Source organism: Polaromonas sp. CG_23.6, from assembly GCF_029892315.1.
Classification (GTDB): Bacteria; Pseudomonadota; Gammaproteobacteria; order Burkholderiales; family Burkholderiaceae_C; genus Polaromonas.
The window spans coordinates 1,403,170-1,428,346 of record NZ_JARXUY010000001.1 but is presented as its reverse complement, the minus strand read 5'-3'; the positions used below and the strand labels follow the sequence as shown (position 1 = coordinate 1,428,346).

23 protein-coding genes are annotated in these 25,177 nt (G+C 63.5%); 15 read left to right on the top strand and 8 right to left on the bottom strand.

All coding sequences use genetic code 11. The features are described from left to right. Positions 1-37 precede the first annotated feature (37 nt). Positions 38-265 (top strand): hypothetical protein, encoded by a 228-nt coding sequence (locus tag H4V98_RS06780; protein ID WP_280757360.1) that lies wholly within the window; start codon positions 38-40, stop codon positions 263-265. Positions 266-411: 146 nt separating this feature from the next. Here the strand turns inward: H4V98_RS06780 and H4V98_RS06775 are convergent, their stop codons facing one another. Beyond that, entirely contained in the window at positions 412-4,332 is a 3,921-nt protein-coding gene (locus tag H4V98_RS06775) for a DUF748 domain-containing protein (protein ID WP_196861528.1), read from the bottom strand. 944 nt (positions 4,333-5,276) lie between these two features. Here H4V98_RS06775 and H4V98_RS06770 point away from each other — a divergent pair. Both H4V98_RS06770 and H4V98_RS06765 read left to right on the top strand, forming a co-directional pair. Next, positions 5,277-5,585 carry a four-helix bundle copper-binding protein gene (locus tag H4V98_RS06770; protein ID WP_231374379.1) on the top strand — a complete coding sequence of 103 codons (309 nt, stop codon included), beginning with the start codon at positions 5,277-5,279 and terminating at the stop codon, positions 5,583-5,585. Positions 5,586-5,863: 278 nt separating this feature from the next. Beyond that, positions 5,864-7,513, top strand: coding sequence for a SulP family inorganic anion transporter (locus tag H4V98_RS06765; protein ID WP_196861527.1), 1,650 nt, complete (start codon positions 5,864-5,866; stop codon positions 7,511-7,513). Between the two features lie 306 nt (positions 7,514-7,819). Here H4V98_RS06765 and H4V98_RS06760 read toward each other — a convergent pair whose 3' ends face one another. Next, on the bottom strand, positions 7,820-8,335 hold the full coding sequence (locus H4V98_RS06760; protein WP_196861818.1) for an outer membrane protein assembly factor BamE: 516 nt from the start codon (positions 8,333-8,335) through the stop codon (positions 7,820-7,822). 141 nt (positions 8,336-8,476) lie between these two features. On the opposite strand from H4V98_RS06760, the gene H4V98_RS06755 reads away from it, so the two are divergent. From H4V98_RS06755 to nadB, 3 genes are all read left to right on the top strand, one after another. After that, positions 8,477-8,695 carry a DUF3460 family protein gene (locus tag H4V98_RS06755; protein ID WP_196861526.1) on the top strand — a complete coding sequence of 73 codons (219 nt, stop codon included), beginning with the start codon at positions 8,477-8,479 and terminating at the stop codon, positions 8,693-8,695. Between the two features lie 105 nt (positions 8,696-8,800). Beyond that, a complete protein-coding gene (locus H4V98_RS06750) occupies positions 8,801-9,685 on the top strand; it encodes a ScpA family protein (RefSeq protein ID WP_231376495.1) in 885 nt (294 codons plus the stop codon). A 40-nt stretch (positions 9,686-9,725) separates the two neighbouring features. Continuing rightward, on the top strand, positions 9,726-11,303 hold the full coding sequence (gene nadB / locus H4V98_RS06745; protein ID WP_196861525.1) for an L-aspartate oxidase: 1,578 nt from the start codon (positions 9,726-9,728) through the stop codon (positions 11,301-11,303). Positions 11,304-12,190: 887 nt separating this feature from the next. Here nadB and H4V98_RS06740 read toward each other — a convergent pair. Genes H4V98_RS06740 through H4V98_RS06725 form a run of 4 tightly spaced genes read right to left on the bottom strand, consistent with a single transcriptional unit; the run spans position 12,191 to position 14,632 of the window. Then, a complete protein-coding gene (locus tag H4V98_RS06740) occupies positions 12,191-12,676 on the bottom strand; it encodes a DoxX family protein (RefSeq protein ID WP_196861524.1) in 486 nt (161 codons plus the stop codon). Further along, positions 12,673-13,476, bottom strand: coding sequence for a DNA-binding domain-containing protein (locus H4V98_RS06735; protein ID WP_196861523.1), 804 nt, complete (start codon positions 13,474-13,476; stop codon positions 12,673-12,675). Before H4V98_RS06735 ends, H4V98_RS06740 begins: the two co-directional genes overlap by 4 nt. After that, positions 13,473-14,327 carry a DUF692 domain-containing protein gene (locus H4V98_RS06730; RefSeq protein ID WP_196861522.1) on the bottom strand — a complete coding sequence of 285 codons (855 nt, stop codon included), beginning with the start codon at positions 14,325-14,327 and terminating at the stop codon, positions 13,473-13,475. Before H4V98_RS06730 ends, H4V98_RS06735 begins: the two co-directional genes overlap by 4 nt. Positions 14,328-14,347: 20 nt before the next feature. Further along, a complete protein-coding gene (locus H4V98_RS06725; protein WP_196861521.1) occupies positions 14,348-14,632 on the bottom strand; it encodes a DUF2282 domain-containing protein in 285 nt (94 codons plus the stop codon). Between the two features lie 187 nt (positions 14,633-14,819). Here H4V98_RS06725 and H4V98_RS06720 point away from each other — a divergent pair, with 187 nt between their 5' ends. Both H4V98_RS06720 and H4V98_RS06715 read left to right on the top strand, forming a co-directional pair. Next, on the top strand, positions 14,820-15,395 hold the full coding sequence (locus H4V98_RS06720) for a sigma-70 family RNA polymerase sigma factor (RefSeq protein ID WP_196861520.1): 576 nt from the start codon (positions 14,820-14,822) through the stop codon (positions 15,393-15,395). Next, the gene (locus H4V98_RS06715) at positions 15,392-16,033 is read left to right on the top strand and encodes a DUF1109 domain-containing protein (RefSeq protein WP_196861519.1); all 642 of its coding nucleotides are present in this window, start codon (positions 15,392-15,394) and stop codon (positions 16,031-16,033) included. Before H4V98_RS06720 ends, H4V98_RS06715 begins: the two co-directional genes overlap by 4 nt. Before the next feature lie 121 nt (positions 16,034-16,154). Here the strand turns inward: H4V98_RS06715 and H4V98_RS06710 are convergent, their stop codons facing one another. Further along, entirely contained in the window at positions 16,155-17,126 is a 972-nt protein-coding gene (locus H4V98_RS06710) for a tripartite tricarboxylate transporter substrate binding protein (protein WP_280757359.1), read from the bottom strand. 186 nt (positions 17,127-17,312) lie between these two features. Then, the gene (locus H4V98_RS06705) at positions 17,313-17,789 is read right to left on the bottom strand and encodes a MarR family transcriptional regulator (RefSeq protein WP_196861517.1); all 477 of its coding nucleotides are present in this window, start codon (positions 17,787-17,789) and stop codon (positions 17,313-17,315) included. Positions 17,790-17,994: 205 nt separating this feature from the next. Here H4V98_RS06705 and H4V98_RS06700 point away from each other — a divergent pair, with 205 nt between their 5' ends. The 7 genes from H4V98_RS06700 to rfbF all read left to right on the top strand — a co-directional run bounded on the left by H4V98_RS06700 (position 17,995) and on the right by rfbF (position 25,146). Then, positions 17,995-19,686: an FAD-dependent monooxygenase gene (locus tag H4V98_RS06700; protein WP_196861516.1), complete on the top strand. Its 1,692-nt coding sequence runs from the start codon at positions 17,995-17,997 to the stop codon at positions 19,684-19,686. Between the two features lie 14 nt (positions 19,687-19,700). Next, positions 19,701-19,895 (top strand): DUF2783 domain-containing protein, encoded by a 195-nt coding sequence (locus tag H4V98_RS06695; protein ID WP_196861515.1) that lies wholly within the window; start codon positions 19,701-19,703, stop codon positions 19,893-19,895. A 49-nt stretch (positions 19,896-19,944) separates the two neighbouring features. After that, on the top strand, positions 19,945-20,484 hold the full coding sequence (locus tag H4V98_RS06690) for a VOC family protein (RefSeq protein WP_196861514.1): 540 nt from the start codon (positions 19,945-19,947) through the stop codon (positions 20,482-20,484). Positions 20,485-20,489: 5 nt separating this feature from the next. Continuing rightward, complete coding sequence (gene fahA / locus H4V98_RS06685) at positions 20,490-21,815, top strand: fumarylacetoacetase (protein WP_196861513.1); 1,326 nt, start codon at positions 20,490-20,492, stop codon at positions 21,813-21,815. A gap of 203 nt (positions 21,816-22,018) precedes the next feature. After that, the gene (locus H4V98_RS06680) at positions 22,019-22,690 is read left to right on the top strand and encodes a tRNA-uridine aminocarboxypropyltransferase (protein ID WP_196861512.1); all 672 of its coding nucleotides are present in this window, start codon (positions 22,019-22,021) and stop codon (positions 22,688-22,690) included. 548 nt (positions 22,691-23,238) lie between these two features. Continuing rightward, entirely contained in the window at positions 23,239-24,321 is a 1,083-nt protein-coding gene (locus H4V98_RS06675; protein ID WP_196861511.1) for a beta-1,6-N-acetylglucosaminyltransferase, read from the top strand. Positions 24,322-24,372: 51 nt separating this feature from the next. Beyond that, positions 24,373-25,146, top strand: a complete 774-nt coding sequence (rfbF, locus tag H4V98_RS06670) for a glucose-1-phosphate cytidylyltransferase (protein WP_196861510.1) — start codon at positions 24,373-24,375, stop codon at positions 25,144-25,146. Positions 25,147-25,177: the final 31 nt, after the last annotated feature.

Here is a 25,177-nt window from a genome sequence, read left to right as displayed (position 1 = left end):
CACCACCCTGCCAGCCGAATCCAAACGGAAGTCGTCCATGACTGCTTTGTCGTCCTTTCTTGCCCGTCTGGGTACCTGCGCATTGATCAGCCTGCCGGCATTTGCCTTGCCGGGCTGCGCGGTGGTCGCCGTCGTTGACACCGTGGCCTCGGTGGCAGTGGGCACGGTCGGGCTGGCAGCCAGCGCCGTCATTGGCACGGCGCGCATTGCCGGCTCAGCCATCGGCGCCACCGCCGATGCGGTGCTGCCCGGCCCGGCCAAATAGGGTTGCGCGAGCGTGTGCTGCGGGTCCTGTGAAGTATTGATTTGGATGGCACGAGTTGCAAAATGTCCCGCCTGGGCAAATGAAGCTGGGGGCACCAGGTTCAGAAAACGCCATATTGCCTTGCAGGCGTCGTCCTGGTCAGCAGCTCAGCCCGTCGCACCAGCAGCAGCGATCAGGAGCTTCGCGCTCACGTCACCGGCACTGCCATCCTGCACGGCAGTGATGCGGCCCGTCTGCACCCGCTCCCGCGCAATGCCCTGCTGCACCAGGTAGTCGGCAATGGTCTGCGCACGCTGGGCTGCGAGCCTTTGCGTGGCGCTTTCGTCCAGCGCCCGGGTGGCCGTGATTTTTTCAAACATCGCCTCGTAGCGCTTGCGGCTGGCGTCGTTAGCGCCTGAGAAATCGCTGTCGAGCTGACGCACAGCATCCGCGCCTGTCTGCGCCCCGAACATCTGCTCCAGCACGCGCCGTGTCGCCGGGTCGTCATAGGCGATTGGACCGGGGTCTTGGTTCGCTTCCAGTTTGCGGCCAAGGGTTTTGGCAAGCTCGCGCGTGGCCTGCTCGCGCTGCAAGGCAAGCGCATCGGTTTGGGGATCATACGGCGCGCTCACCACGAGTTGCAGGCGCGGGCGTTCCTGCAAAGCGCGGGTCAGGGCATCGAGTTTTTCCCGCTGCTCAGGCCGCAGGGCGGCACTGCCGGGCGTAAAGTCGATGGCTTCGAGCGATTCGGCATTGCCGCCAAACAGACGGCCGAGTGCCCGGAAAGGCGCAGTCACGAGGCGTTGCAGCACATTGCCCAGCGCCTGCCTGACAGCGCTGCCAACGTTGAAACTCGGGTTGTCCAGGTTGCCGCGCACCGGTACGGACAAACGGATCTCGCCTTTGGCATCAGTGAGGAGCGCCACGGCAAGGTCGAGCGGCACGCTGATGGCGCTCGGCGCATTGACGCGCTCGCCCAGCGTGAAGTCCGCCAGACGGATCGAGTTTTCGCCCTGGAGCTCGCCACCGGCCACCTTGTATTGCAGGTCAAGCCACAATTTCCCGGACTCCACCTTGCGGCCCGCAAAAGTGGCCGTGTACGGAGAAAGCGGCGGCACCAGGACATTGTTGAACAGCACATGCAGGTCAGTGAACTGTGCCGGCGCGAAGGGCGTGATGCTGCCATTGACGCTGGCGGATCCATAGGGCTCGATCGTGCCGCTGGCCTGGATGTCGGCTCGGCGCGACTTGTCGTTCGAGATGCCGATCACCGTGCCGTCCAGCGCCTTGACCGTGGTGGAAAAAGGCAACACCAGACTGAGGTCGGCGTAGTCCACCTCGCCGCCTTGCAGCCGCACCCGCTCGACGCGCAGATCCCAAGGCGGGTTGGCGGCCGCCTTCGGCTGCATGTCTGCGGGTCCGGACTGCGGGCGCGCTGGCGGGTCACGCCTGAACACCTTCGCCAGGTTCACACTGCGGTCCTTGGCAATCTCGATCTTCGCGCCCGGTGCGTTCACCGTCACCTCCTGCACCGTGAAACGGCGCGAAGCCAGGTCAAAGGCGACGCTTTCGGCATCGAGTTGCTTCCATGACAAGAAACGTTGATCCGATCCTGCTTCGTTGACCAGCAGGTTGGCTATGCCCACACGCCCCTGCGCTTGCAGCACAGCCGGCGCTCCGCCCTGGTAGCGCAAGCCGGAGGAAGCCGAAACAGCACCCGAACGGATGTCGAGCGCGGCAAACTTCGCCAGCAGCGGCTGCAGCGGCGCCAGCGCAAGCCCGGTCACTTCGACTTGCGCCTGCACATTGGCGGCGCCAGGAGCAACCTTGCCGCTGGCACGCGCTGTTCCGCCCGATGCCAGGGACATGGTCGCGTCGAACGTGGCCGCACGGTCGCTGGCAACGTTTTTTGCGCTGGCCTGCAGCGTGACGCCCACAGCCAGCGGTGGTGTGAAACTGCGGTCGGCCAGCTTTACCTCCAGGGATTCGAGCCTGACCAGGCCCAGGTCGTACTGCCAGCTGGCCGCGCCTGAAGGAGAAGGCGAGGCCGATGCGGGCGCCACGGACGGAGAATTCAAACCCTCACCCATTGGGGTAGCCGGTGCCGGCAGCCCGGGCAATGCAAGCCGGCCATCGGCATGCCGCACGAGGCTTGCCGCACCGCCCTTCAAGACCAGTTCGCTGGCGCCGACGCGCTGGGCGGCCAGGTCCAGACGCCCTCCTGCCAGGGATGCGAATGCCAGGGCAAACGACGGCTGGCCAATGCCGGACGGGGCCAGTTCGAGTTGTTGGAGCTGCGCATTCAAGTCCTCCAGCGCAAGCTGCGGGGTGCTTGCGCCCAGCATGAGACGCAAACGGGCATGGCCGTCGATGGCCCCAGCCCGCAGCACCAGCGGCGTGGGGCGGCTGCGGTCGGTCATCTGCGCGCCGATACGGTTGAGCCGCAGGCTGTCCACCTGGAACGTCCAGGACGCGCCTGCAGCCTTTGCATCACCTGAAGAATTCCCGGCACCGCCAAGGGACTGTGCAGCCGCCGGTTGCAGCGCCTGGGGGCCGATACCGCCCTGCCTGGAGTGGTTCAGAGTTTTTATCAATGCGCCAGCCTGCGCACTGGCATGGGTCCACAGGCTGGGCGCGGCAACCGCCGTGCGGCTGCCAACACCGCCGGCGCCGGGCGGGCCGGTCTGCGCGCTCGACACGTCCTGAGACCGCACCAGCGACACCTGCCCGTCGTCCAGGCTGAGTTGCCGGGCCGTCAGCCGCTGGTCCTGCAGGTTGAACTGGCCCTGCTCCAGGCGGGCCGAGGCCAGGGTCAGCCCGGCCTGCAGCGCACCGGGCGTCTGCAACGTCGTCTGCTGCAGCCGGGCATCGATGCCACTGGCCTGCACCCGGGTCGCCGCGCCGCCGGCCAGCGAAAGCTGCAGCGAGCCAGACAGCTCGCCAATGTCCAGGGCCAGGAGAGACTTGCGGCGGTCGCGGTAATGCACACCGACCTGGTCGATGCGCAGCGCCGCCACTTCCAATGTCCAGTCCGGTACGGCCGGCTCAGTTTGTTGGGCCTGCCCGGCGGGTTCAACCTGGCGGGCAGGCGATGGCACGCCCAGCGCCCAGTTCATGCGGCCGTCAGGTGCCAGGGCCACGGTGGTTTCGCCGCCGTCGAACGCAAGCGTCTGCAGCGCGGCCGTGCGACGCGCAAAGTCCAGGCTGCCGCCGCCAGCGGTGATCCGCTTGATGGCCAGCAGCCGGCCGTCCTCACCGGCGCGGGCCATCAGCACGTCGCTCAGGTCCAAGGCCATGTCCTGCAATTGCAAAGACTGGCCGGCGCCGTAGGCATAACGGGCCGACAGGTCGGCGCGGGCATGCACTTCGGACAGGCCAAGTTGCCCGTGCAGAAACGGCCACAGCGCGCCCGCCTGCAGCCCGCGCAACTGCACATCGCCGGTTGTTTGCAGCGCCGGCTGCAATACGGCTTCGCCGCGCCAGTCCAGCGCACCCTCGTCCGGCAGTGTGGCTTTCACGCTGTAAGTGGCGCGCTGATTGGCCATGTTGGACAGTCCGGTCGCCTGCAGGCTGAGTGGCGCGATGGTCGCGCTGACCGGCTGGTCGCCGGTGAGGTCGGTAAAGACCAGACGGGCCTGCGACACGTCAAGCTGGTGCAGGACCGCCGCCTGCGCACCCTCGCCGGGTTTGCCGTCATGGCCGGCAAGGCGCTGCGCGAGTTCGGCCAGGTTCAGGCGGCCATCGGGTTCACGCACCAGATGCACCTGCAAGCCCTGGAGCGCCAGCGTGTCCAGCGTCCAGGTGCGGCGAAACAAGCCGGCCCAGGCCATGTCGGTGGACAACTGGTCAAAAGCGACCACCGGGCTGTCATGCGGGCCCTCAATGCGAACGTCGCGCATAGAAAGGGTCAGCAAAAAGGGGTTGACGCGCACAGTGCCTACCGAGACGCTTTGCCCCAGCCGTTGCTGCAGCCAGGGGGCAAGCCGGTGTTCGATCAGCCAGGGCATCAACAGGAATCCGGCTGCCGCATACAGCAGCACCAGCGCTGCCAGCACAAGGGCGGCCTGCTTCAGGCGACGGATTCGCATCACGACCGGTCCTTGTGTGGGGTCAGGTAGACACTTTCCCCTGTCTGGTCAGGACCACTTGACGTGCCACGCCTGTCCAGACGCTCACGACGAACCGCAGAAAGGAAAAAAAAGCTCGACTGAATGCGCATGCACTCAGTCTGGGGCCTGCTGCGGTTAGAGGTGTAAGTGCTTTCAGTTCGGAACTGTAGGACAACCAAGACCTTGTGAACCGTTGATCCGAATGATTCAGCATGTCGGCAGTCCCGGCGATAAAAAGGGCTGCCAAAACCGGCTGACAAGCCGGAGAGAAGTTGACCGACCGGGGCCGATAAACGCCTGCGTGAAGCGCAGGAATGTATTGCAAGTGCATGGCAAATGCTCACGCGCCCGTCGGCCGACCGGCGTCACGCTTTTACTGAAAAAATATGCGCCAACATCTCCATTTGATAACCGCTGTTGCACTGGCAGGCTGCGCTGCCAGCAGCCAGGCCAAGCCTCACGGTATCCGCCAGAGCGACATTCTTTCAGGCAGTTCCACTGTTGCCAGTGGCTGCATCGACCCTGCCACGGCGAAGCCTCAATGACAGGGTGCATGCAGAGCCTGGCTGGCGTGGGGCGCGACATCAGCCTGCGCGAGGTGGTTGAAAACGGCCGGGTGTTGCATGTGGTTTGACAACTGGCAGGGCATTGCCCGGGTGGTGGTGGTGATCGGCCTGTCGGCGTATGCGGCGCTGATCGCGCTGCTGCTTGCAGGCATCGGCCTGCCGTTTCCAACGCAACAGATCTTCTTTCGCGACCACACCGACATGGTTTGCAGGCCGGCGCCTACATACAAGACAGGCGATAACGCAAACAGTGAACGGGCAGATGTTGTTCAACCCCGGCCCACCGTCCGCCTGTCCGTATCCACGCTGACCATCCAACAAGGAGTACACCCCATGAATGAGGAATTTGCAGAATGCATGGAGCTTTGCAGTGACTGCGCCAACCAGTGCAACCAGTGCGCAGCCGCATGCCTTCAGGAAGACGATGTGAAGATGATGGCCCGGTGCATTGCGCTGGACATGGACTGCGCAGCTGCCTGCGCTTTCGCTGCGGCAGCCATGGCCCGCGGCAGCGAGCATGCCGCCGCCATTTGCGCGCTGTGCGCCGAGATCTGCCAGGCTTGCGGCGAGGAATGCCAGCAGCACGACATGGACCACTGCCAGCAATGCGCCGCCATTTGCCTTGCATGCGCGGACGAATGCCGCAGCATGGCCGCTGCGGCCTGAATGTACTGAAGCAGGTGCTGCTGGCCCAACGCACAAGCAGCTGTGGCACTTTTGCCATCGGCGCTGCCAGTCATGCGGCACTGTCATTGACCTTCTGAGCAGTTGCAGCCTTCGGCGATTGGGCTGCGTTTAGACCGGTGTGCATTGTCCATCCACCTGGCCTTTGCGCTTGATGAGTGCCGCCCGGTTTGTTCCTTAAAGCAAGGGTTTGAAATTTGTTTGTCTCCTGCGCTTTGGATGCGCCGGTTAAAGCGGGTGCAAGCGCACAATCTTTTCCCATGCACCTGCCCATTCAATTCGCCCGGTTTCGTCCGCGCCTGCTTTCGTCGTTGGCCGGCTACAACCGCGAACGCTTCTTCAAGGATGCAGGCGCCGGCCTGACGGTTGGCATCGTGGCGCTGCCGCTGGCCATGGCGTTTGCGATTGCCTCGGGCCTAAAGCCCGAAGCGGGCATCTGGACGGCGATCATTGCCGGCGCCATCATTGCCTCGCTGGGCGGCCCGGCGGGGGCGTTTATCGTCATCGTTTACGGCATCATCGAGCGCTATGGCCTGGCCAATTTGCTGATCTCCACCACCTGCGCCGGGGTGCTGCTGTTTTTACTGGGTTTCTTCAAACTCGGCACGCTGGTGCGCTATGTGCCGGTCAGTATCGTGGTGGGGTTTACCAACGGCATCGCGGTGCTGATTGCGCTGTCGCAGGTCAAGGACCTGCTGGGACTGAACATTGCCAAAATGCCGGCGGATTTTTTCTCGCAGATCAAGGCGATTGCCCTGAACATCGGCACGCTGAACCTGTACGCGCTGGGCCTGGGGCTGGCCTGCCTGCTCGGCCTGCTGGTCTGGCCGCGACTGTTTGACACCCAGACGCGCTATGCCCACGCCTTCACCAACCGGCTGATCCGGCTCATCCAGGCTGGCGAAGGCCTGCAGCTCAAGCGCGCCACCCGACTGGCTTCGCGCCTGCCGGGGCCGATCGTGGCGCTGCTCACGCTGACGGCGCTGGCTTATGTGTCGAGCCTGCCGGTGGAAACCATCGGCAGCCGCTTTGGCGGGATTCCGAGCGCCCTGCCGATCTTTGAATTTCCTGATTTCTCATGGTCGACGGTGCGGCTGCTGGTGGCCCCGACCCTCACGATTGCACTGCTGGGCGCGGTCGAGTCGCTGCTCTGCGCGCGCGTGGCCGACCAGATTTCGGGCCTGCCGCGCCACGACCCGAACCAGGAACTGATGGCGCAGGGCGTGGCCAATTTTGTCGTGCCGTTTTTTGGCGGCATGCCGGCCACCGGCACGATTGCCCGCACCGTGACCAATGTGCGGGCCGGCGCCACCTCGCCCATCTCGGGGCTGGTGCATTCGCTGACGCTGGTCGCCGTGGTGCTGGTGGCCGCCCCACTGGCCGTGCATGTGCCGCTGCCGGTGCTCGCCGGCATCTTGCTGTACGTCGCCTGGAACATGGGCGAATGGCGCGAGTTCGCCGAGTTAAAACGCGCCAGCAGCCACTACCGGCTGATCATGCTGGGCACGTTCTTTTTGACGGTGGTGTTTGACCTGACGGTGGCGCTGCAGGTCGGCCTGCTGCTGGCCTGCGTGCTGTTCGTGCGGCGCATGAGTTCGCTGTTCCAGGTGGTGGCGTTGACGAACAGCGGCGAGGAAGCCTGCTTCCGGCTGCACGGCTCGCTGTTTTTTGGCGCCGTGGCCAAGATCGACCCGATTTTGAACGTCGTCGAAAGCGCCCCGCAGGGCATGACGATCCGGCTTGATTTGCAGTCGCTGCAGTCACTCGACGCTTCGGGCCTGGATGTGCTGGAGCAACTGCAAAAAGCCATCGCCTCGCGTGGCGGCCGGCTGGTTCTGGCCGGCCTGAATGCCCAGCCCCGGGAAGTGATGGAACGCTCGGGCTTTTTGGCGCAGGTTGAAACGCTATAAAAATAATAGCTTACTGTGCTTTCTGCCATTGCGCAAACGGCTTTTTTTCTTTAAAAACCTGAACTGTTTAACGCCACCGCCTCACCCCATCTCCTAATCCCTATCCTTTGTCATTGCGGGCCTGACCCGCAATCCATCCGTGCGCGGTCAACCGTTCGGGGATACCCAACCGCTGCCTGGCTGCGGTTGGGTTGGGTGCTGTGGATTGCGGGGCGAGCCCGCAATGACAGAGTAAAGACAAAAGGCGTTTCAAATGCCATTTCCAACAACTCGTTAAAGGGTTGGCAAAAAACAGCGTCCAGTCGCCTACCGGCTCTTCGGATAGACGCTTTCCTCATCTGCCGACTGCGTGCGGACCACGCGCAGGTTTGCGTCAAACACTGCGGTAAAAATCATCAGGGTGCTGGGCGGATTCAGGTAGCGCCAGTCGTAATGCGTTTCGCGCTTCAGCGCAAAGGGCGTGACCTTCATCGGCTTGCCCAGCATCTTGCGCACCGTCTCCATCGGCATGCCGGGCAGCACGCGGGCAAAATTTTGCGGTGTGAGCACCTGGCGCAGCCCGGTCATCCGGCCATCGGGGCCAATGGTGATCATGTAATTGACCTGGCCCGCAGGCTGGCGGTTGTATTCGAGGGTGCGGGCACCCGGCTCGGCCGCCACGCCCGGCATGGGCAGCGACGCCATGTCGCTTGCTTCCCAGACTTTCTCGGGAACGCCAAAACGGGCCCATACATCAGTTTCGGTGGAAACACCTTCCTCCAGCTCCTTGATGCGTTCCTGGTCGCAGCCGGCCAGGCCCAGAATGATCGACAGCAAGCCCATGAACAACACCGCCTTTTTGGTAGCCGTCGGCAAAACCGCAGAGAAACACACAGTTTCCGCCACGGCGGGCTGACGAATGAATGATGGCATGGCAGACCCCGGTAAAATCCACCCACTATACGTTTTAGGCGGTCCAGACCCATGTCTCTTTTTCAACGCACCCACTACACCTCTGAAATCACCTCGTTCATCGACGGGCTGAAAGCGAAGAAGCCGACCCTCGAAGCCGAGCAGCGCGCCGGCCGCGCCATCTGGTGGGACAAGAACCTGAACCTGGCCGACCAGGCGGACTACGGCGAGGCGCGCGTGGCGCAGCAGGCCTATGTCTATGGCACCAGCGCGCACCCGAACGGCGACTGATTCCCGTATTTCGCATGGCGCCTTCAGCCGGCAGCCTACCGGCTGAAGCCAGCCTGTTTTCCATGGCGGCCAGCCCATGAACCGATTCCCCCCGCTGCTGCCCTGATGCTACCCATCCCCTCCTTGGCTATTCCCGTGCAGGAACCGCGCACCCCTGGCGACGCGCCCCTGCCCACAGCGGTCAACCCTGAACCGCCGGGACTGATCGACCCGGTCGCGCTGGCGCGGCTGTATGGCGAACCGATGTTCGCCATGCCCAAGGACCTGTACATTCCGCCCGATGCGCTGAAGGTCTTTCTCGAAGCCTTTGAAGGCCCGCTGGACCTGCTGCTGTACCTGATCCGCAAGCAGAATTTCAATATTCTCGACATTCCGATGGCGGCGGTGACGCGGCAGTACCTGGCCTATGTCGATGAAATCCGCGCCACCAACCTGGAGCTGGCGGCCGAATACCTCTTGATGGCCGCGATGCTGATCGAGATCAAGTCGCGCATGCTGCTGCCGCCGCGCAAGGCCGCCGAAGGCCCGGAGGCCGACGACCCGCGCGCCGAGCTGGTGCGGCGCCTGCTGGAATACGAGCGCATCAAGCTCGCCGCGCACCGGTTGAACACCCTGCCGCAACGCGGCCGCGATTTTGCCGTGGCGCAGGTGCATGTGGAGCAATCCACCGAGCCGCGCCTGCCCGACGTGACGCTGGTCGATTTGCAGGAAGCGTGGCAGGGCATCGTCAAACGCGCCAAACTGGTCCAGCACCATGTCATCAGCCGCGAAGAACTCTCGGTGCGCGAGCACATGAGCATCGTGCTGCGCCGGCTGCAGGGCCGCAAGTTCCTGGAGTTCGAGGAACTGTTCGATGCTTCGCGCGGCATGCCGGTGCTGGTCGTCACCTTCATCGCGCTGCTGGAGCTGGCCAAGGAATGCCTGCTGGAAATCACCCAGGCCGAATCCTTTGCGCCGATCTATGTCCGGCTGGCCTACACGCCCGCGTGATGCTTAACCCCACCCTCAACGTCTTCAACCCGGCTCTGCAATGACACATGATTTTGATGTTTTGATCGTCGGCAGCGGCTTGGCCGGCTTGAGCGCCGCGCTGCATCTGGCGCCCACGCACCGGGTGGCCGTGATCACCAAGCGCAGCGTCAGCGACGGCGCCAGCGGCTGGGCGCAGGGCGGCATTGCCGCCGTGCTGGCCGACGGCGACAGCTTCGACGCGCATGTGCAGGACACGCTGGTGGCCGGCGCCGGCCTGTGCGACCTGGCCGCCACGCGCTTTGTGGTCGAAAACGCGCCCGGTGCGATTGCCTGGCTGCGCGCGCTGGGCGTGCCGTTTTCGCTGGAAGACGGCGAATTGCACCTGACGCGCGAAGGCGGTCACGGCGCGCGGCGCATTGCCCATGTCACCGACGCCACCGGCGCGGCCGTGCAGCGCACGCTGATCGACGTGGTGCGGCAAACGCCGGGCGTCACGCTGTTCGAGCAGCACACGCTGGTCGATGTGATCACCGCGCGCAAGCTCGGCTTGCCGGGCGCGCAGCGCTGCCTGGGCCTGTACGCGCTGGACGACGCCACCGACGAAGTGCTGACCTTTCGTGCGCCGCAAACCATCCTGGCCACTGGCGGCGCCGGTAAGGTCTACCTCTACACCACCAACCCCGACACTGCCACCGGCGACGGCATCGCGGCCGCCTGGCGCGCCGGCTGCCGGGTGGGCAACATGGAGTTCATCCAGTTCCACCCGACCTGCCTGTACCACCCGCATGCCAAGTCGTACCTGATCAGCGAAGCCGTGCGCGGCGAAGGCGGACAGTTAAAACTGCCCGATGGCACGCGTTTCATGCTGGACCACGACGCGCGCGCCGAACTGGCGCCGCGCGACGTGGTGGCACGGGCCATCGACTTCGAGATGAAAAAACGCGGCCTGGACTGCGTGCTGCTCGACATCTCGCACCAGAGCCCGGCGTTTTTGCATGAGCACTTCCCCAACATTCTGGCGAAATGTGCCGAGCTGGGCATCGACATCACGACCCAGCCGATTCCCGTGGTGCCGGCCGCGCACTACACCTGCGGCGGCGTGCTGACCGATTTGGCCGGCCGCACCGACCTGCCAGGCCTGTTCGCCGTGGGCGAGACGGCCTGCACCGGCCTGCACGGCGCCAACCGGCTGGCGAGCAATTCACTGCTCGAATGCATGGTGTTTGCGCAGGCTGCCGCCCAGGCGATTGGTGCCGCACCCGCCGCGCCAGCGGCCAAGGTGCCGCGCTGGGACGACAGCCGCGTGACGGACGCCGACGAATGCGTGGTGATCTCGCACAACTGGGACGAGCTGCGCCGCTTCATGTGGGACTATGTCGGCATCGTTCGAACCAACAAGCGGCTGGAGCGCGCGGCGCACCGCATCACGCTGCTGCAGGCCGAGATCCAGGAGTTCTATGCCAATTTCCATGTGACGCGTGACCTGCTGGAGTTGCGCAACCTGGTGCAGGTGGCCGACCTGATCGTGCGCTCGGCGCAGCTGCGGCGCGAAAGCCGGGGCCTGCATTTCAGCCGCGACTACCCCGACATGGCGGCGCCGGCGGCGGCCACCATTCTGGTGCCGCCCGTGGCCTGATCCTGTCTGGGGGGGGTCTTGCTTGACGGAGCACGCGATTGCGTTTTCAGTCTTGGGGCTTTGGGGCTTTGGGGCTTTGGGTGGGTTCTTCTGTGGATTGAGGGGTGAGCGCCTTCCCGGCGGGGGTAACTTTCTTTTCTGGCAAAAAGGAAAGTCACCAAAGAAAGTTGCCTGTGAAAGCGGGAGCGGGTTGGAGCTGAACGCTCCGACGGGCCAACGCTTCGCTAGGCCCTGGGCATGTAGGATGTGGCCTGGAGGGCATTCGCCGTCACTGGCTGGTGCTACCTTTCCCTCGCCAACAGCTTCACGCTCTGCTTGATCTGCATTGCTTGCGCGGCGCGGGTTGCTGTCTGCTGCCAGCCACGCCATTTTTTCTTCCTTGTCCGCTGGATCTGGTCAGCAGGCCAGCCGCTGTTGTACAACGATGGGCCTTTTGCCTGTCCGCTGTTAGCCCCATGACATGCCTTGACTGAGTAAAAAAGCAAGAAACTGCCAGCAGTGTTTGAAGTGCAAAGAAACGATCAGGCAGAGCGTGAAGCTGTTGGCGAACGAGCGGTAGCACCAGCCAGAGACCGCCCTGGCCGCCTGCCCGTAGCTCCAGGTGCCCAGGGCCTAGCGAAGCGTTGGCCCGTCGGAGCGTTCAGCTCCAACCCGCTCCCGCTTCCCAAGGCAACTTTCTTTGGTGACTTTCTTTTTTGCCAGAAAAGAAAGTTACCCCCGCCGGGAAGGCGCTCACCCCTCAATCCACAGAAGAACCCACCCAAAGCCAAAGGAAAAAACAGCGCTCAAACCGGAATCGCCAGCAGTTACTTTTATTAAAAAAATAGGGCTTATCCGCACATCCTTATTGCATTTTCAGCTATTTTTTTAATAGCAAACGAGCCAGCCTACCGAATCCGCAGCCACCGGTCCAACGACAGCGTTCCAGCGCCACGCCCGACCAGGTAAAGCAGCAAACCGGCCCAGGACAGGTGCGTTGCCCAGGCGTCGGGATAGACAAACACCTGGATCACCAGCGTCATGCCCAGCAGCGCCAGGGCGGACAGGCGGGTAAACAGGCCCAGCACCAGCAGCAAGGGGAACAGGTGTTCGGCCCAGGCTGCCAAATTCGCGGCGATTTCGAACGGCACCAGCGGCACCTGGTACTCGTACTGGAACAGTGAATAGGCGCTGTCGTTGACCGTCAGCCAGCCATCCACCTTGGTGCGGCCGGACAGGAAAAAGATGGCGGCGATGGCAATCCGGTTCACCAGCGCCAGAGCATCGTGCGGCACCAGGCGGGTAAGCCCGCCGGCCAGGCTGTGCCAGAGGCCACGCAGCCCGGTGGGTTCGGGACGGGTGACGGCGGTCGTCGTGGACAAAACGGGGTTCATGTCAGCTCCTGATGGTTCGGGGTGGGATATGTCCGGGCGCTGCAAAAAGCACCCGCCTGCAGCAACGCGGTCATCAGTTGCTCCAGGTCGCAGTCGGCCTGCCGGGCCAGCGCTGCATCCGCTGCCAGTGCCAGCGGACGTCCGGCGGCACAGGCATCCAGAAATGCGCAGCCGCCCGCGTCCAGCGCGGTCCAGACAACGTCGCCCTCCGGCCGGGTCAGCAGCGCGCCCTCGCCGATCCAGTCCAGCGCATCGTCACTGTCCATGCCTTGCGGGACGTCCTGCCGGTTGCGCTGCCAGAGGGTATAGATGGGCTGGTCTTCAAACCAGGCCCAGCGCGCAGCCGGGTGTGGTTGAAGCACCAGTTCGCCCAAGCCTTCCGGCGGCGCATCCGCCAGCGCGGAGGGCGCCAGTGCCGGGGCATCTGCCGCCACATGCGCTTCGGTCCAGAAACGGTCGAGCCGGGCCACGCCGGCCAGGTAGGGCAAGTCTGCCGCCGGTGCAAAGCCTGCCAGGAAACCGGGGAAATCCGCGCCATACACCAGCAGCCGGGTATCGACAGGCGGTTGTGCGCGCGCATGCAGGGCGGCAGCGGCGCGGAACCAGTCCTCGCCCACCAGCCGCAACACCGCCGGGTAGTTGGCTTGCAGCGCATCGATGCAGCCCCTGACAACGGTGTTGCGGTACACCGCAAAGCCGGGCTGGTCCGTCAGGTCGCGCAAGTGGTCGGGCACTGCATCGGGCAATGTCCATAGCGCCTCGGCAAAGCGGTCCTGGAAACTTGACAGTTCGGTGCTCATGGCACCAACGCCTCTTTTTCGTGCGGCTGGCCCTGCAGCAGCGCCTGCGCCTGCCGGCGTTCGGCCAGCAGTTCGGCGAAAGGCGGCAACTGGTCATCACGCTCGATCAGCGTCGGGCGCGGGCCGATGCGCGCAATCAGGCGCTCATACAGCGCCCATACCTTGGGCGAAACCGGCGCATCGTGCGAATCCACCAGCAGCGCCTGGCCCAGCACGGGGTCGGGCGTGTGGCCCGCCAAGTGGATTTCCATCACCTCGTCGCCGGGAAAAGCGTCGATATAGGCCTCGGCGCAAGTCCCCAGATTGCTGGCGCTGAGGTACACATTGTTCACGTCGAGCAGCAGGCCGCAGCCGCTGCGGCGCGCGAGTTCCTGCAAAAAATCAACCTCGTCCCAGGCATGGCCTTCGATGCGCAGGTAGTGGGACGGGTTTTCAATGGCGATGCGCCGCCCCAGCGCATCCTGGGTGCGGGCAATGTTGCCGGCCACGCGCAGCAAGGCCGCCTGCGTGCGGGCAAAAGGAAGCAGGTCGGGCAGGTAACTGCCGCGCCAGGCCGACCAGGCCAGGTGCTCGGACACCAGCGCCGGCTCGATGCGGTCCGCCAGTGCGGCCAGCCACGCCAGGTGGGCCGCGTCAGGCGGTGCATCGGCCGCCAGCGAGAGCGACACGCCATGCAGCGACAGCGGATGCCGGGACCGGATGGCGTCGAGCCAGGCCAGCCTCGGGCCACCGGCCACCGCATAGTTTTCCGGATGCACCTCGAACCACAGCCCGGCGTCATCGCAGGTCAGGGCCTCGTCGAAATGCGCGGGCTTCAGGCTCAGGCCGGCGCTTGGTCGGGCGGCATTCACGGGGTGCGTCCTGACGACGCTCAGGCCTTGATGGCGTTGAGCGAGCCCATGCCCTTGGGCGTCTTGATGGTGGTGCAGGTACCGGCAGGCACCTGCTTCCAGGCATTGCCCTGGTAGTCCACTTTCGACGTGCCGGCGCAGGTGGTGCCGGGTCCGGCGGCGCAGTCGTTCTTGCCGGCCAGGGAAACGCCGAAACATTTTTCCATGGCTGGCTTGGCGTCCATGGGCTTGTTCTGGGCAATGGCGGCACCCGAGGCGAGCGCGGCAAGGGCCAGGGTGCTGAGTGCGATGGAACGGATGATCATGAGAGTAGCTCCGGTTGATGACAAAGGGTTGAACAGGCAGGCAGCGCGGGTGGCGCGGGTCTGCGGACCTGGCGGAAGGACTCCGCTACAGTCTGCCCAGTAGTTCGGCGCAACCCGGCCGCTGGTTACACACCAGCGAATCTTTTTTTAAACTATTTTTTTATCGACGCTGTAACCCAAAGCCTGCATGGACCGAATACAAGAAAGAGACCGCCGGTTCACCGACACCGAAATCCGGTTACGCGGCCTGATGCTGCAAGGCCTGGAAGGCGATGCAGCGGCCTACCACCAGTTCCTGAAAGCATTGAGCGCACACCTGCGGGCTTATTTCCGGAAGCGGCTGTTCCAGCGAACCGATGAAGTGGAAGATATCGTGCAAGACACCCTGATCGCGGTGCACAACCAGCGACACACCTACCGAACCGACCAGCCCCTGACCGCCTGGGTGCATGCAATTGCACGCTACAAGCTGATCGACCTGCTGCGCGCCCGGGCCTCGGGCGAGTCGCTGAACGTTCCGCTGGACGACGAGCTGGAACTGTTTGCCGCGTCCGACACCGAAGCCAGGGAGGCAAAAAGAGACCTCGACGCGCTGCTGGCCGGGCTGCCCGACCGCCAGCGCCTGCCTATCGTGCATGTCAAGATCGAAGGCCTGTCCGTGGTCGAGGCGGCACAGCTGACCGGCATGTCGGAGTCGGCCATCAAGATCGGCGTGCACCGGGGCCTGAAGGCGCTGGCCGCCAAAATCAGGGGAATTGCATGAAAACCGATGAACTTGTCAGCCTCCTGTCGGCCGGGGTCGCGCCGGTGCCGGCCAACAGCGTCGGCCGGCGCTTTGCGCTGGCCATGGGCTGGGGCCTGCCAGGCGCGATGCTGCTGCTGGTCATGGTCCTGGGCATTCGCCCTGGCCTGGCCGAAGAGGCCGGCACGCTGATGTTCTGGCTCAAGCCGGGCTTTGCGGCCGCGCTGGCGCTGGCCGGGCTGGTCGCCGCCGAGCGGCTGGCCCGCCCCGGCATGCGGCTGGGACGGGTGAATGCCGCGCTGGCCCTGCCGGTGGTGCTGCTGTGGCTGATCGCTGCGCTGGCGCTGGTCAATGCAGCGCCGCCGCAGCGCGCCGGGCTGATTCTGGGCGAGACATGGAAAAGCTGCCCCTTCAACATCGCGCTGCTCTCGCTGCCGCTGTTCGCGTCCACGCTGTGGGCGCTCAAGGGCCTGGCGCCGACACGCCTGGCGCTGGCCGGGGCCAGTGCTGGCCTGCTGTCCGGAGCGCTGGGCGCGCTGGTGTATTCGCTGCACTGCCCGGAATCGGCCGCGCCCTTTCTGGCGGTCTGGTACGTTCTGGGCATTGCGATTCCGACGCTGGCCGGCGCGCTGCTGGGGCCGCGCGTGCTGCGCTGGTAAGCGCGGTTGCGCAGAAGCTGGCAGTCAGGTCAAGCGCTGCCTTATAAGCCAAATCTGCCTTCAGCGCTTTCCTCAGTTGCATCTACAGCTCTGCTTTTTATAGCAAAACAAGCTTGCCGTTTCAATCCAGCCGGATATTGCTGGCACGAATCACCTTGGCCCATTTTTCGCGCTCGGCTTTGGCATAGGCATCCATTTGCGCCGGCGTGCTGGGTATTGCTTCCAGCCCCAGCGTCTGGAAGCGCGCCTTGACCTCGGTAGAGTCCAGCGCCGCCAGCAAGGCCTTGCTTAGCGCGTTCACAGCTTCGGGCGGCGTGGCGGCAGGCACCACCAACCCTTGCCAGGCATAGGCTTCAAAGCCCTTCAAGCCCTGTTCGGCCAGCGTCGGCAGGGTGCTGAAGGTGGCAATGCGCTTTGGGCTGGCAACGCCAATGGCCACCAGCCGGCCGGACTGGATGTGCTGGTAGCCGCTGGCGGTGTCGACGAACATCATCGGCACCTGGCCGCCAATCACGTCCTGCACTGCCGGAGCCGCACCCCGGTAGCCCACATGCACCATCTTGAGCCCGCTGCGTTCGCGGAACAATTCGGTCGCCAGGTGGTGCGGACTGCCGGCGCCCGGCGTGGCGAAGTTCACGCCATCGGGCTGCTTTTTAGCCCAAACCATGAACTCGGTCAGGTTCTTGGCCGGCACACCCGGGTTGACCACCAGGATCAGCGGGAAGCGGGCCATCAGGCCGACCGGCGTGAAGTCTTTGTCGACGTTGTAGCTGAGCTTTGAATACAGCGCCGGGTTGGCCGCCATGGTGGCCGTGTCGCCGGTCAGCATGACATAGCCGTCGGGCCTGGCCTTGGCGGCATAGTCGGCGCCAATGTTGGTGGCCGCGCCGGGCTTGTTGTTGATGATGATGGGCTGGCCCAGCGTCCGGCTCATGGGCAGCGACAAAATTCGGGCCACCACGTCCGAGCCGCCGCCTGCCGGGTAGGGAACCACCCATTCGATGGATTTTTCCGGATACGCTGCAACTGCTGCCAGCGGCAAGGCCAGCAGGGCGACGCTGATCCAGCGGCGCAGGGTGCGGGGGTAGTGCATGAAAACTCCAGTGATGTCAGGTCATTCAGATCAGGAAAATCTGCACCGTTTCAGCGAAGGAATGCATCACCGGGCAGACAAGGCAGGCCGATGATAGAAAAATATGGTTGCGCTCACAACTGGGGTATGTACTCACCCTGAAGCCGGTTTCACTGGGGAATAAGCCCATGTCGCGCCTCTCCCATTTCACTTATCAGCGCCTGTATCGCCCTCAACCGCCGTTCGCGCATGGGCAACCAGCCGGTCGAGCAAATTGTCGAGTTGCCCGCGCTCTGCGGCATTCAGGCATGAAACGATTTCTTCATTGCGCCGGCCGATGACGCGCATCAGGCGCTCGCACACCACCTCGCCCGCCGTTGTCAGGGTCAGCAATACGCCACGCCCGTCGGTGATGCTGGCCTGTTTCAACACCAGGCCCTGGTCGACCAGCGACTGGGCGGCGCGGCTGGCCTGGCCCTTGTCCAGGTTGGCCCGATAGGCCAGGTGCTTGATCGACAGCGGCGTGAAACTCCCAATGGCCGACAGACAGCGCCCTTCGCTCAAGGCAATGCCCGCATCGCTCAGGTAAGCGCTTTGGGTGAGCCGGTCGGTGAGCTTGGACAGCGTGTGCAGCCGGTGGGTGAACATGCGTTCGAGAGAAATCGAATCAGGTGGGGAGGACATCGCAGCGCCAGACGTTCAGAAAAAATGGTCAACGAATCACTATACGTGAGGCCAGCCGCCGCTGCCTGACGGGGGCATCAAGCCACGCCAGCGTCCGAAAAACCTGAGTCAAACAACAGGGTAATTACCGAGGTCGATATTGTTAAAGCCTTCAATAATGGTTGTATACGCAACCAGTTAGCATCATCAGCGCACCCAAACCTCCATGCACCAACCCGCCACCCAAGCCCGCCCGTCGATTTATTACCACTACCAGGTGTTCAAAGCGTGGCTGCCCTCGGCGCATGCAGCGCAGAGCCGCCAACAGGTGGTGATTGCCGGCGCCGGCCCGGCCGGCATGGTGACGGCGCTGGAACTGGCCCGTCTGGGCGTGGCCAGCGTGGTATTGACGCCAGAATTGCAGGTCTCGCAGGGCAGCCGCGCCATCGTGTTCACCCGCCGCTCCATGGAAATCCTGCAGCAGGTGGGCGTGGCCGGCCGCATGAGCGAAAACGGCCTGCCCTGGCGCTTCGGCAACTCCTACTACCGGGGTCAGCGCGTGTTCCGCATGGAAGCGCCGCACGACGCGGACGACCGTTTCTTTCCAATGCTCAACATCCAGCAGCAGTACCTGGAGGAATACCTGATCGACGCCTGCCAGGCCAGCCCGCTGATTGACCTGCGCTGGGGCAACAAGGTCGTCGGCGTGGCGCAGGCGCCCGGCCTGGCCCGCGTGAGCATCGATACGCCCGAAGGCCCCTACACCTTGGAAACCGACTGGCTGGTGGCCGCCGACGGGGGCCGGTCCGACATTCGCGCGGCCCTGAAGCTGCAGATGGAAGGCTCGTCGTATGAGGGCCTGTTCGTCATCGCCGACATCCGTATCGACCTGCCGCTGCCCACCGAGCGCCTGGCTTATTTCGACCCCGAATGGAACCCCGGCAACACCATCCTGATGCACCGCGAGCCGCACGGCATCTGGCGCGTGGACTACCAGCTGCCACCCGGCGAAACGCCCGAGCAGGCGCTCAGACCGGCGTCGCTCAAGAGACGCATCGATGCGCAGCTGGCCATGATCGGCCACGCCGGCACGCCGTGGGAAATGGACTGGAATTCAGTCTATTCAGCCCGTACGCTGACATTGCCAGATTATGTTCAGGGCCGCGTGGTCTTCACCGGCGACGCGGCGCACCTGCTGCCGATCTTCGGCGTGCGCGGCGCGAACACGGCGTTTCAAGACGCGCAATCGTTAGGCTGGCACCTGGCCTTTGTCGTGCGCGGTCTGGCAAGCGACAAGCTGCTGGCCAGCCACAGCGCCGAGCGCGTCGGCGCGGCGCGCGAGATCATCGACGAAGCGGGCAAGAGCACGCGCTTCATGGCGCCGCCGAGCCGGGGCTTTCGGCTGCTGCGCGATGCGGTGCTGTCGCTGTCGCTGACAGAGGCATTCGTGCGGCCGCTTTATCACTGGCGCACCTCGCGTCCGCACGCGTACAGCGGCTCAATGCTGAACAGCCGGGGCGACGACAACGCTTTGTTCAGTTCGGGACCAGCCCACGGCGCGCCGCCGCAAAACATTCGCCTGGCGCCCGACGACTTTTTGCTCGACCACCTGGGCGGCGGCTTTGAGCTGCTGTACTTCACGCAGGAAGCGGCGATTCCCGAAGCTTTGCGGCAGGTGATCGCGGCCACCCGCGCCCGGGGTGTGCCTCTCAGGGTGACAGCCGTGGGCGCCACGCAGCCCGTGGACGGCGCCGACCTGACGCTGGCAGACGCCGACGGCCACTTCCGCCAGCGCTACGGCGTGCAGGCCAGTGGCGCCGCCTTCCTGCTGCGGCCCGACCAGCATGTCTGCGCGCGCTGGCTGACGCTGGACGCCACGCGCCTGCAAGCCGCCTTTAACATCGCCCTGCCCCAGTGAACCGGATTGCCTCCATGACTGCCCACAAAAATACCCTGCCCCTTGCCGGTCTGGAAACCGTGTACGACGCCCTGGCGAGCGCCATTGACCAGGCCGGTCCTGGCAAGACCGAACTGTTTTTGGTAAAACTGGCCTTGCTCAATGCCAACGCACTGGCCGATGCCCGGCTGTTTGAAACCCATGTTCAGGCCGCGCTTCGCGACCTGTGACACTTGTGCAAGCCTGTCACCCCCTGACAACCCAACGTTTGAGGTCATCATGAACATCCAGAAAATCCACCACGTCGCCTACCGCTGCAAGGACGCCAAGCAAACCGTCGAGTGGTACGGCAAGTACCTGGACATGAAATTCATCCTGGCGATTGCCGAGAACGAAGTGCCCTCGACCAAGGCGCCCGAACCGTACATGCATGTTTTTCTCGATGCCGGCAATGGCAATGTGCTGGCTTTTTTCGAGCTGCCGACCCAGCCGCCCATGGGCCGCGACCCCAACACCCCCGAGTGGACGCAGCACCTGGCGCTGCAGGTTGAATCGATGGACGCCCTGATGGACGCCAAGGCCCGGCTGGAGGCCGGCGGCATTGACGTGCTGGGCCCGACGGACCACACCATTTTCAAGTCCATTTACTTCTTTGACCCGAGCGGCCACCGGCTGGAGTTGTGCGCCAACACCGGCACGCCGAAAATGGCGAAGATGCTCGACGAGGCCAAGTGGGACATGCTCAACGAATGGGCCGTGACCAAGAAAGCGCCCCAGCATGCGCGCTGGATGCATGACGGCAGCATGGCCGGACAATAAAGCCCATGACAACCCTGACGCCACTCGACGAAACCCACGACACGGCGCTGCGCAGCTGGCTCGCGTCCGCCCACCAGGCGGGCACCGACTTTCCGATCCAGAACCTGCCGTTCGCGGTCTTTCGCCGCCAGGGCACGCTTGAGGCCTTTCGCGGCGGCGTGGCCATCGGCGACCAGATCCTGGACCTGGCGGCACTGGCAGCAACTGGGGTGTTCAGCGGCGAGGCGGCCATGGCGGCGCAGGCGGGCGCGCAGGACACGCTCAATGCCCTGATGGCATTGGGCGCTGACGCCTGGCATGCCCTGCGCCTGGCGCTGTCACGCGCCTTGCGAGAGGGCGCAGCCGAACAGGCCGTGCTGGCCGCTTGCCTGGTGCCGCAGTCCAAAGCCGAATACGGCCTGCCGGCACGCATCGGCGACTACACCGATTTTTATACCTCGGTACACCACGCCACCAACATTGGCCGTCAGTTTCGCCCCGACAACCCGCTGCTGCCGAACTACAAATGGGTGCCCATTGGCTACCATGGCCGGGCTTCGAGCATTGGTGTGTCCGGCCAAAGCTTTCACCGCCCCGTGGGCCAGACGCTGCCGCCCGGCGCCACGCAACCGGTGTTCGGCGCAAGCAAGAAGCTGGACATCGAACTCGAACTGGGCATTTTTATCGGCTCTGGCAATGCGCTCGGCGAGCCGGTTTCCATCATGCAGGCCGAAGCCCATGTGTTCGGCCTCTGCCTGCTGAACGACTGGTCGGCGCGTGACCTGCAGGCCTGGGAATACCAGCCGCTCGGGCCTTTCCTGTCGAAGAACTTCGCCACCACGATTTCCCCGTGGATCGTGACGCTCGAAGCGCTGGCGCCTTACCGCACCGCCTTCGTGCGCCCTGAAGCAGACCCGCAGCCCCTGCCCTACCTGGACTCCGAGGCGAACCGCCAGCAAGGCGCGCTCGACATCCAGCTGCAGGTCGGCCTGCTGACACCCAGGATGCGCGAAGCCGGCCAGACTAACGCCACGATTTGCCGCACCAGCTACCGCCATGCCTACTGGACCGTGGCGCAGCTGGTGACGCACCACACGGTCAACGGCTGCAACCTGCAGCCCGGCGATCTGTTCGGCAGCGGCACGCTGTCGGGCCCGACGCTCGACCAGGCCGGTGCGCTGATCGAGCTGACCACCGGCGGCAAGCACCCGCTGCTGCTCCCCAATGGCGAAAGCCGCAGCTACCTGGAAGACGGTGACGCCGTGGTGATTCACGGCTGGTGCGAAAAAGCCGGCGCCGCACGCATCGGCTTTGGCGAATGCCGGGGAACCGTGCTGCCGGCGCGCAGCTGAAAGGCGACAGGATGCGGACTGCATTCCCTGCCCCGGACTTGATCCTGGTCCCGATGACAGAGGTTATGTTTTGTGCGGCAACCTGAAAAGTGACCTGCGTAGTCTCTCTTTTATTAATTAAATAAGGCTAAAGCGCACGTCCAGCCTCTACCTATAGCTCTCTTTTTGATAGTGAATAAGTTGCGCCACGCACAAACCTGCCCATGACACCCACCCCCCGCAAACGCCTGGCCTGCGCCATTTGCCTGCGCCCGCAAAGCGCCTGCATCTGCCGCTGGGCCACGCCTGTCGAGCATCCGGTCGAGGTGCTGATCCTGCAGCATCCGCTGGAAGTGGACAACCCCAAGGGCACTGCGCGGCTGCTGCACCTGAGCCTGCCGGGCAGCCGGCTGGTGACGGGCGAGGTGTTCGATGACCTGCCCGCCCTGCTGGCCGATCCGCCAGGCACCGGAGGCGCCCCGGGCAGCGCGAAGCTCAACCTGCTGCTTTACCCGGAAACGCCGCAACACCAGACGCCAGGCATTACGCCCAGGCAGCTTGCCCCGGGCGACCTGGACGATCCTGCCCGACTGCGGCTGGTCGTACTGGACGGCACCTGGCGCAAGAGCCTCAAGATGCTGTACGCCAACCCGCTGCTGCAGCAACTGCCGCGCCTGGCATTGCAGGACGTCGGGGCGTCGCATTACCTGATCCGCAAGGCGCACCGGCCCGAACAGCTTTCAACACTGGAGGCGACCTGCGCAGCACTCGCCCAGTTGCACGCGAACGCCGGACGGCTCCAGCCCTTGCTCGCTGCTTTCGATGGCTTTGTCGCCCAGCAGATGGATTTGCGTCGGCTGCGCGGCGCCGGCAGCCCGCGCATGCCGAATTTTTGAAGCAATCGGGCATTTCACCTCACCCTGAGGTGTTTTTTGCTATTTTTTCAATAGCAAGTTTCGCCGGTTTGCAATGGCTTTAATGTGGCATCCAGGGTCAAATTTCGCCCTTGCCAAGACTGCCGTTGGCAACTGCCGCATCACACGGCTGACGCCAGGTGTAAGTTACCTGCTTTTTTCGAAACAACCTTGATTGCGTATCACCTGGGCGATGAACATCCACGGTTTGATGTCAAACGATTGCCATCGGCTTTCCGACGTGAATTCAAGCAGCGGATGAGAATCTTCCTCCCCGGAAATGGTTGTTTTTGAAATTGTCAATAGTCCATTTATGAGACCTGATTAGTCCGTTCATGAGATTGACGACTTTTACTGTTTTCGCAAACACTTAAGCCAATCAACAAATCTTCACGAATTAGGCAAAAACGTAATGCACCGACCCGCAATTTCAGGCATCAGATTGAACGGATTTGTTAATGCAACGACATGCCTGGCAGACCTACGGACCGCTCTTTGAATCCCCAAAAGCCGTCAACAAACACTAAAAAATGAAACCCAATATTGTTTTTCTGGTGATGTCTGCAGTTGGCAAGCCAGAAACGCTTGACCAACTGGCGCATTCACTGGCACCCCATACGGTGCTGGTTCACCATGATTTTTCCCAGACGCCGGACTTTGTGCTGACCGCACCGAACGTCCGGTTTGTCCCGGATCCCAAGCGCACGGGTTGGGCTTTCTTCGGGTTTGTAGACGGGATTTTCCACTCCATGAAGTACGCACTGGCCAACCTGGAGTTTGACTATCTTCAGTTGCTCAGCCCGAGTTGCCTGCCCATCAAATCCATTGAAGCTTTCGAGACACACATCTCGGGCCGCGAGGAAGCCCATTTTGACTGCATTGACCTGTTTGCCGACCAGGACGCACTGATGTCGGTTGGCTACAGAGCCCTGACGCCTGAAAAATCGTTACGCCACCGGATCGTGCGGCGACTGGGCAATGCCTACTTTGACGCGGCAAGTGGCCGACGCGACGAGGCCGGTATCTGGCTGCACAGTGGCGGCAAGAAAAGCATTCTGGCGCTGGTGGCGCTGGGCTTGTTCAAGGCGCTCAGCCGGCCATCGATCGGGCAGCATATTTTCAACGAGAAATTCCGGCCTTATTACGGCTCGACCTGGTTCGGTGCCAGTCGCCACGTCGTGGCCGCCATGCTGGAAAAATTCCTGCATCCCGGCGTTCGCGACTATTTCAGCCGGCTGTGCATTGCCGACGAGTTCCTGATTCCCACCTTGCTGATGCATGTCGCACCCGCCAAGGGTCCGATGAACCATTACATCCAGCGATTCGACCATGCGCACCCGGGAAGAATCGACGAACAGGCCATGGAGCAACTCAAGGCCACGCCCGCTTTTTTTGCCCGCAAGTTCCCCGACGATCCGGCCGCGCCGATTCGTGTGCGGGTGCTGGCTGAACTGGTAGGCAGCGAATTGCCTTTTCAGAGTCTCGAAAAGGCAGCCGAAATACCGCAGGACATCAGCGCTTTGACGCCACCTGGCACGACAGCATCTGTCAGCCAGTCAGCAGACGGCAATTTTCTGGCCGGAATGTTTGGCCAGGGCAAGGTTGCGCACTAGGGGCAAGCCGCCCCGTGCGCTTACAACAACATTAACAAAAGGGAAATTAAAATGCAGGCATTGATTCTGGCCGGTGGACTGGGAACGCGCATCAGCGAGGAAAGCGCCGTTCGCCCCAAGCCCATGGTCGAGATTGGCGGCAGGCCGATCATCTGGCACATCATGAAGATGTACATGGCGCACGGCGTAAGCGACTTCGTGATCTGCTGCGGCTACAAAGGCCACCTGATCAAGCAGTTTTTCCGTGACTACGCCATGGACGGGGCCGACATCACCTTTGACATGCGCGACAGCACCACGACCATGCTTCGCACCTCGACCGAGCCGTGGAAGGTCACGCTGGTCGATACCGGACTGGACACGATGACCGGCGGGCGCATCCGGCGCGCGGCACGTTACCTGAACGACGGGCCGTTCTGCTGCACGTACGGCGACGGCGTCAGCGATGTGGACATCACCAAGCTGATCGCCTTCCACCGTGAGCAAAATGTGCTGGCAACAGTGACGGCAGTGCAGCCGCCAGGCCGCTTCGGCGCCTTCAACCTGCATGCCGACAACGCGCTGGTGCCGAGTTTCAAGGAAAAGCCGGGCGGCGACGGTGCCTGGATCAACGGCGGCTTTTTTGTGCTCGACCGAACAGTGGTCGAACTGATCGAAGGCGACGACACCATCTGGGAACGCGGTCCCATGGAGCACCTGGCCGCCCACCACCAGATGGCCGCCTTTCGCCACGAAGGCTTCTGGCAGCCGATGGACACGCTGCGCGACAAGCAGACGCTCGAATCCCTGTGGGCTGCGGACAAGGCACCCTGGAAATCCTGGTGAGTGCGGACTTCCGATTTTTTATACCCCTGTT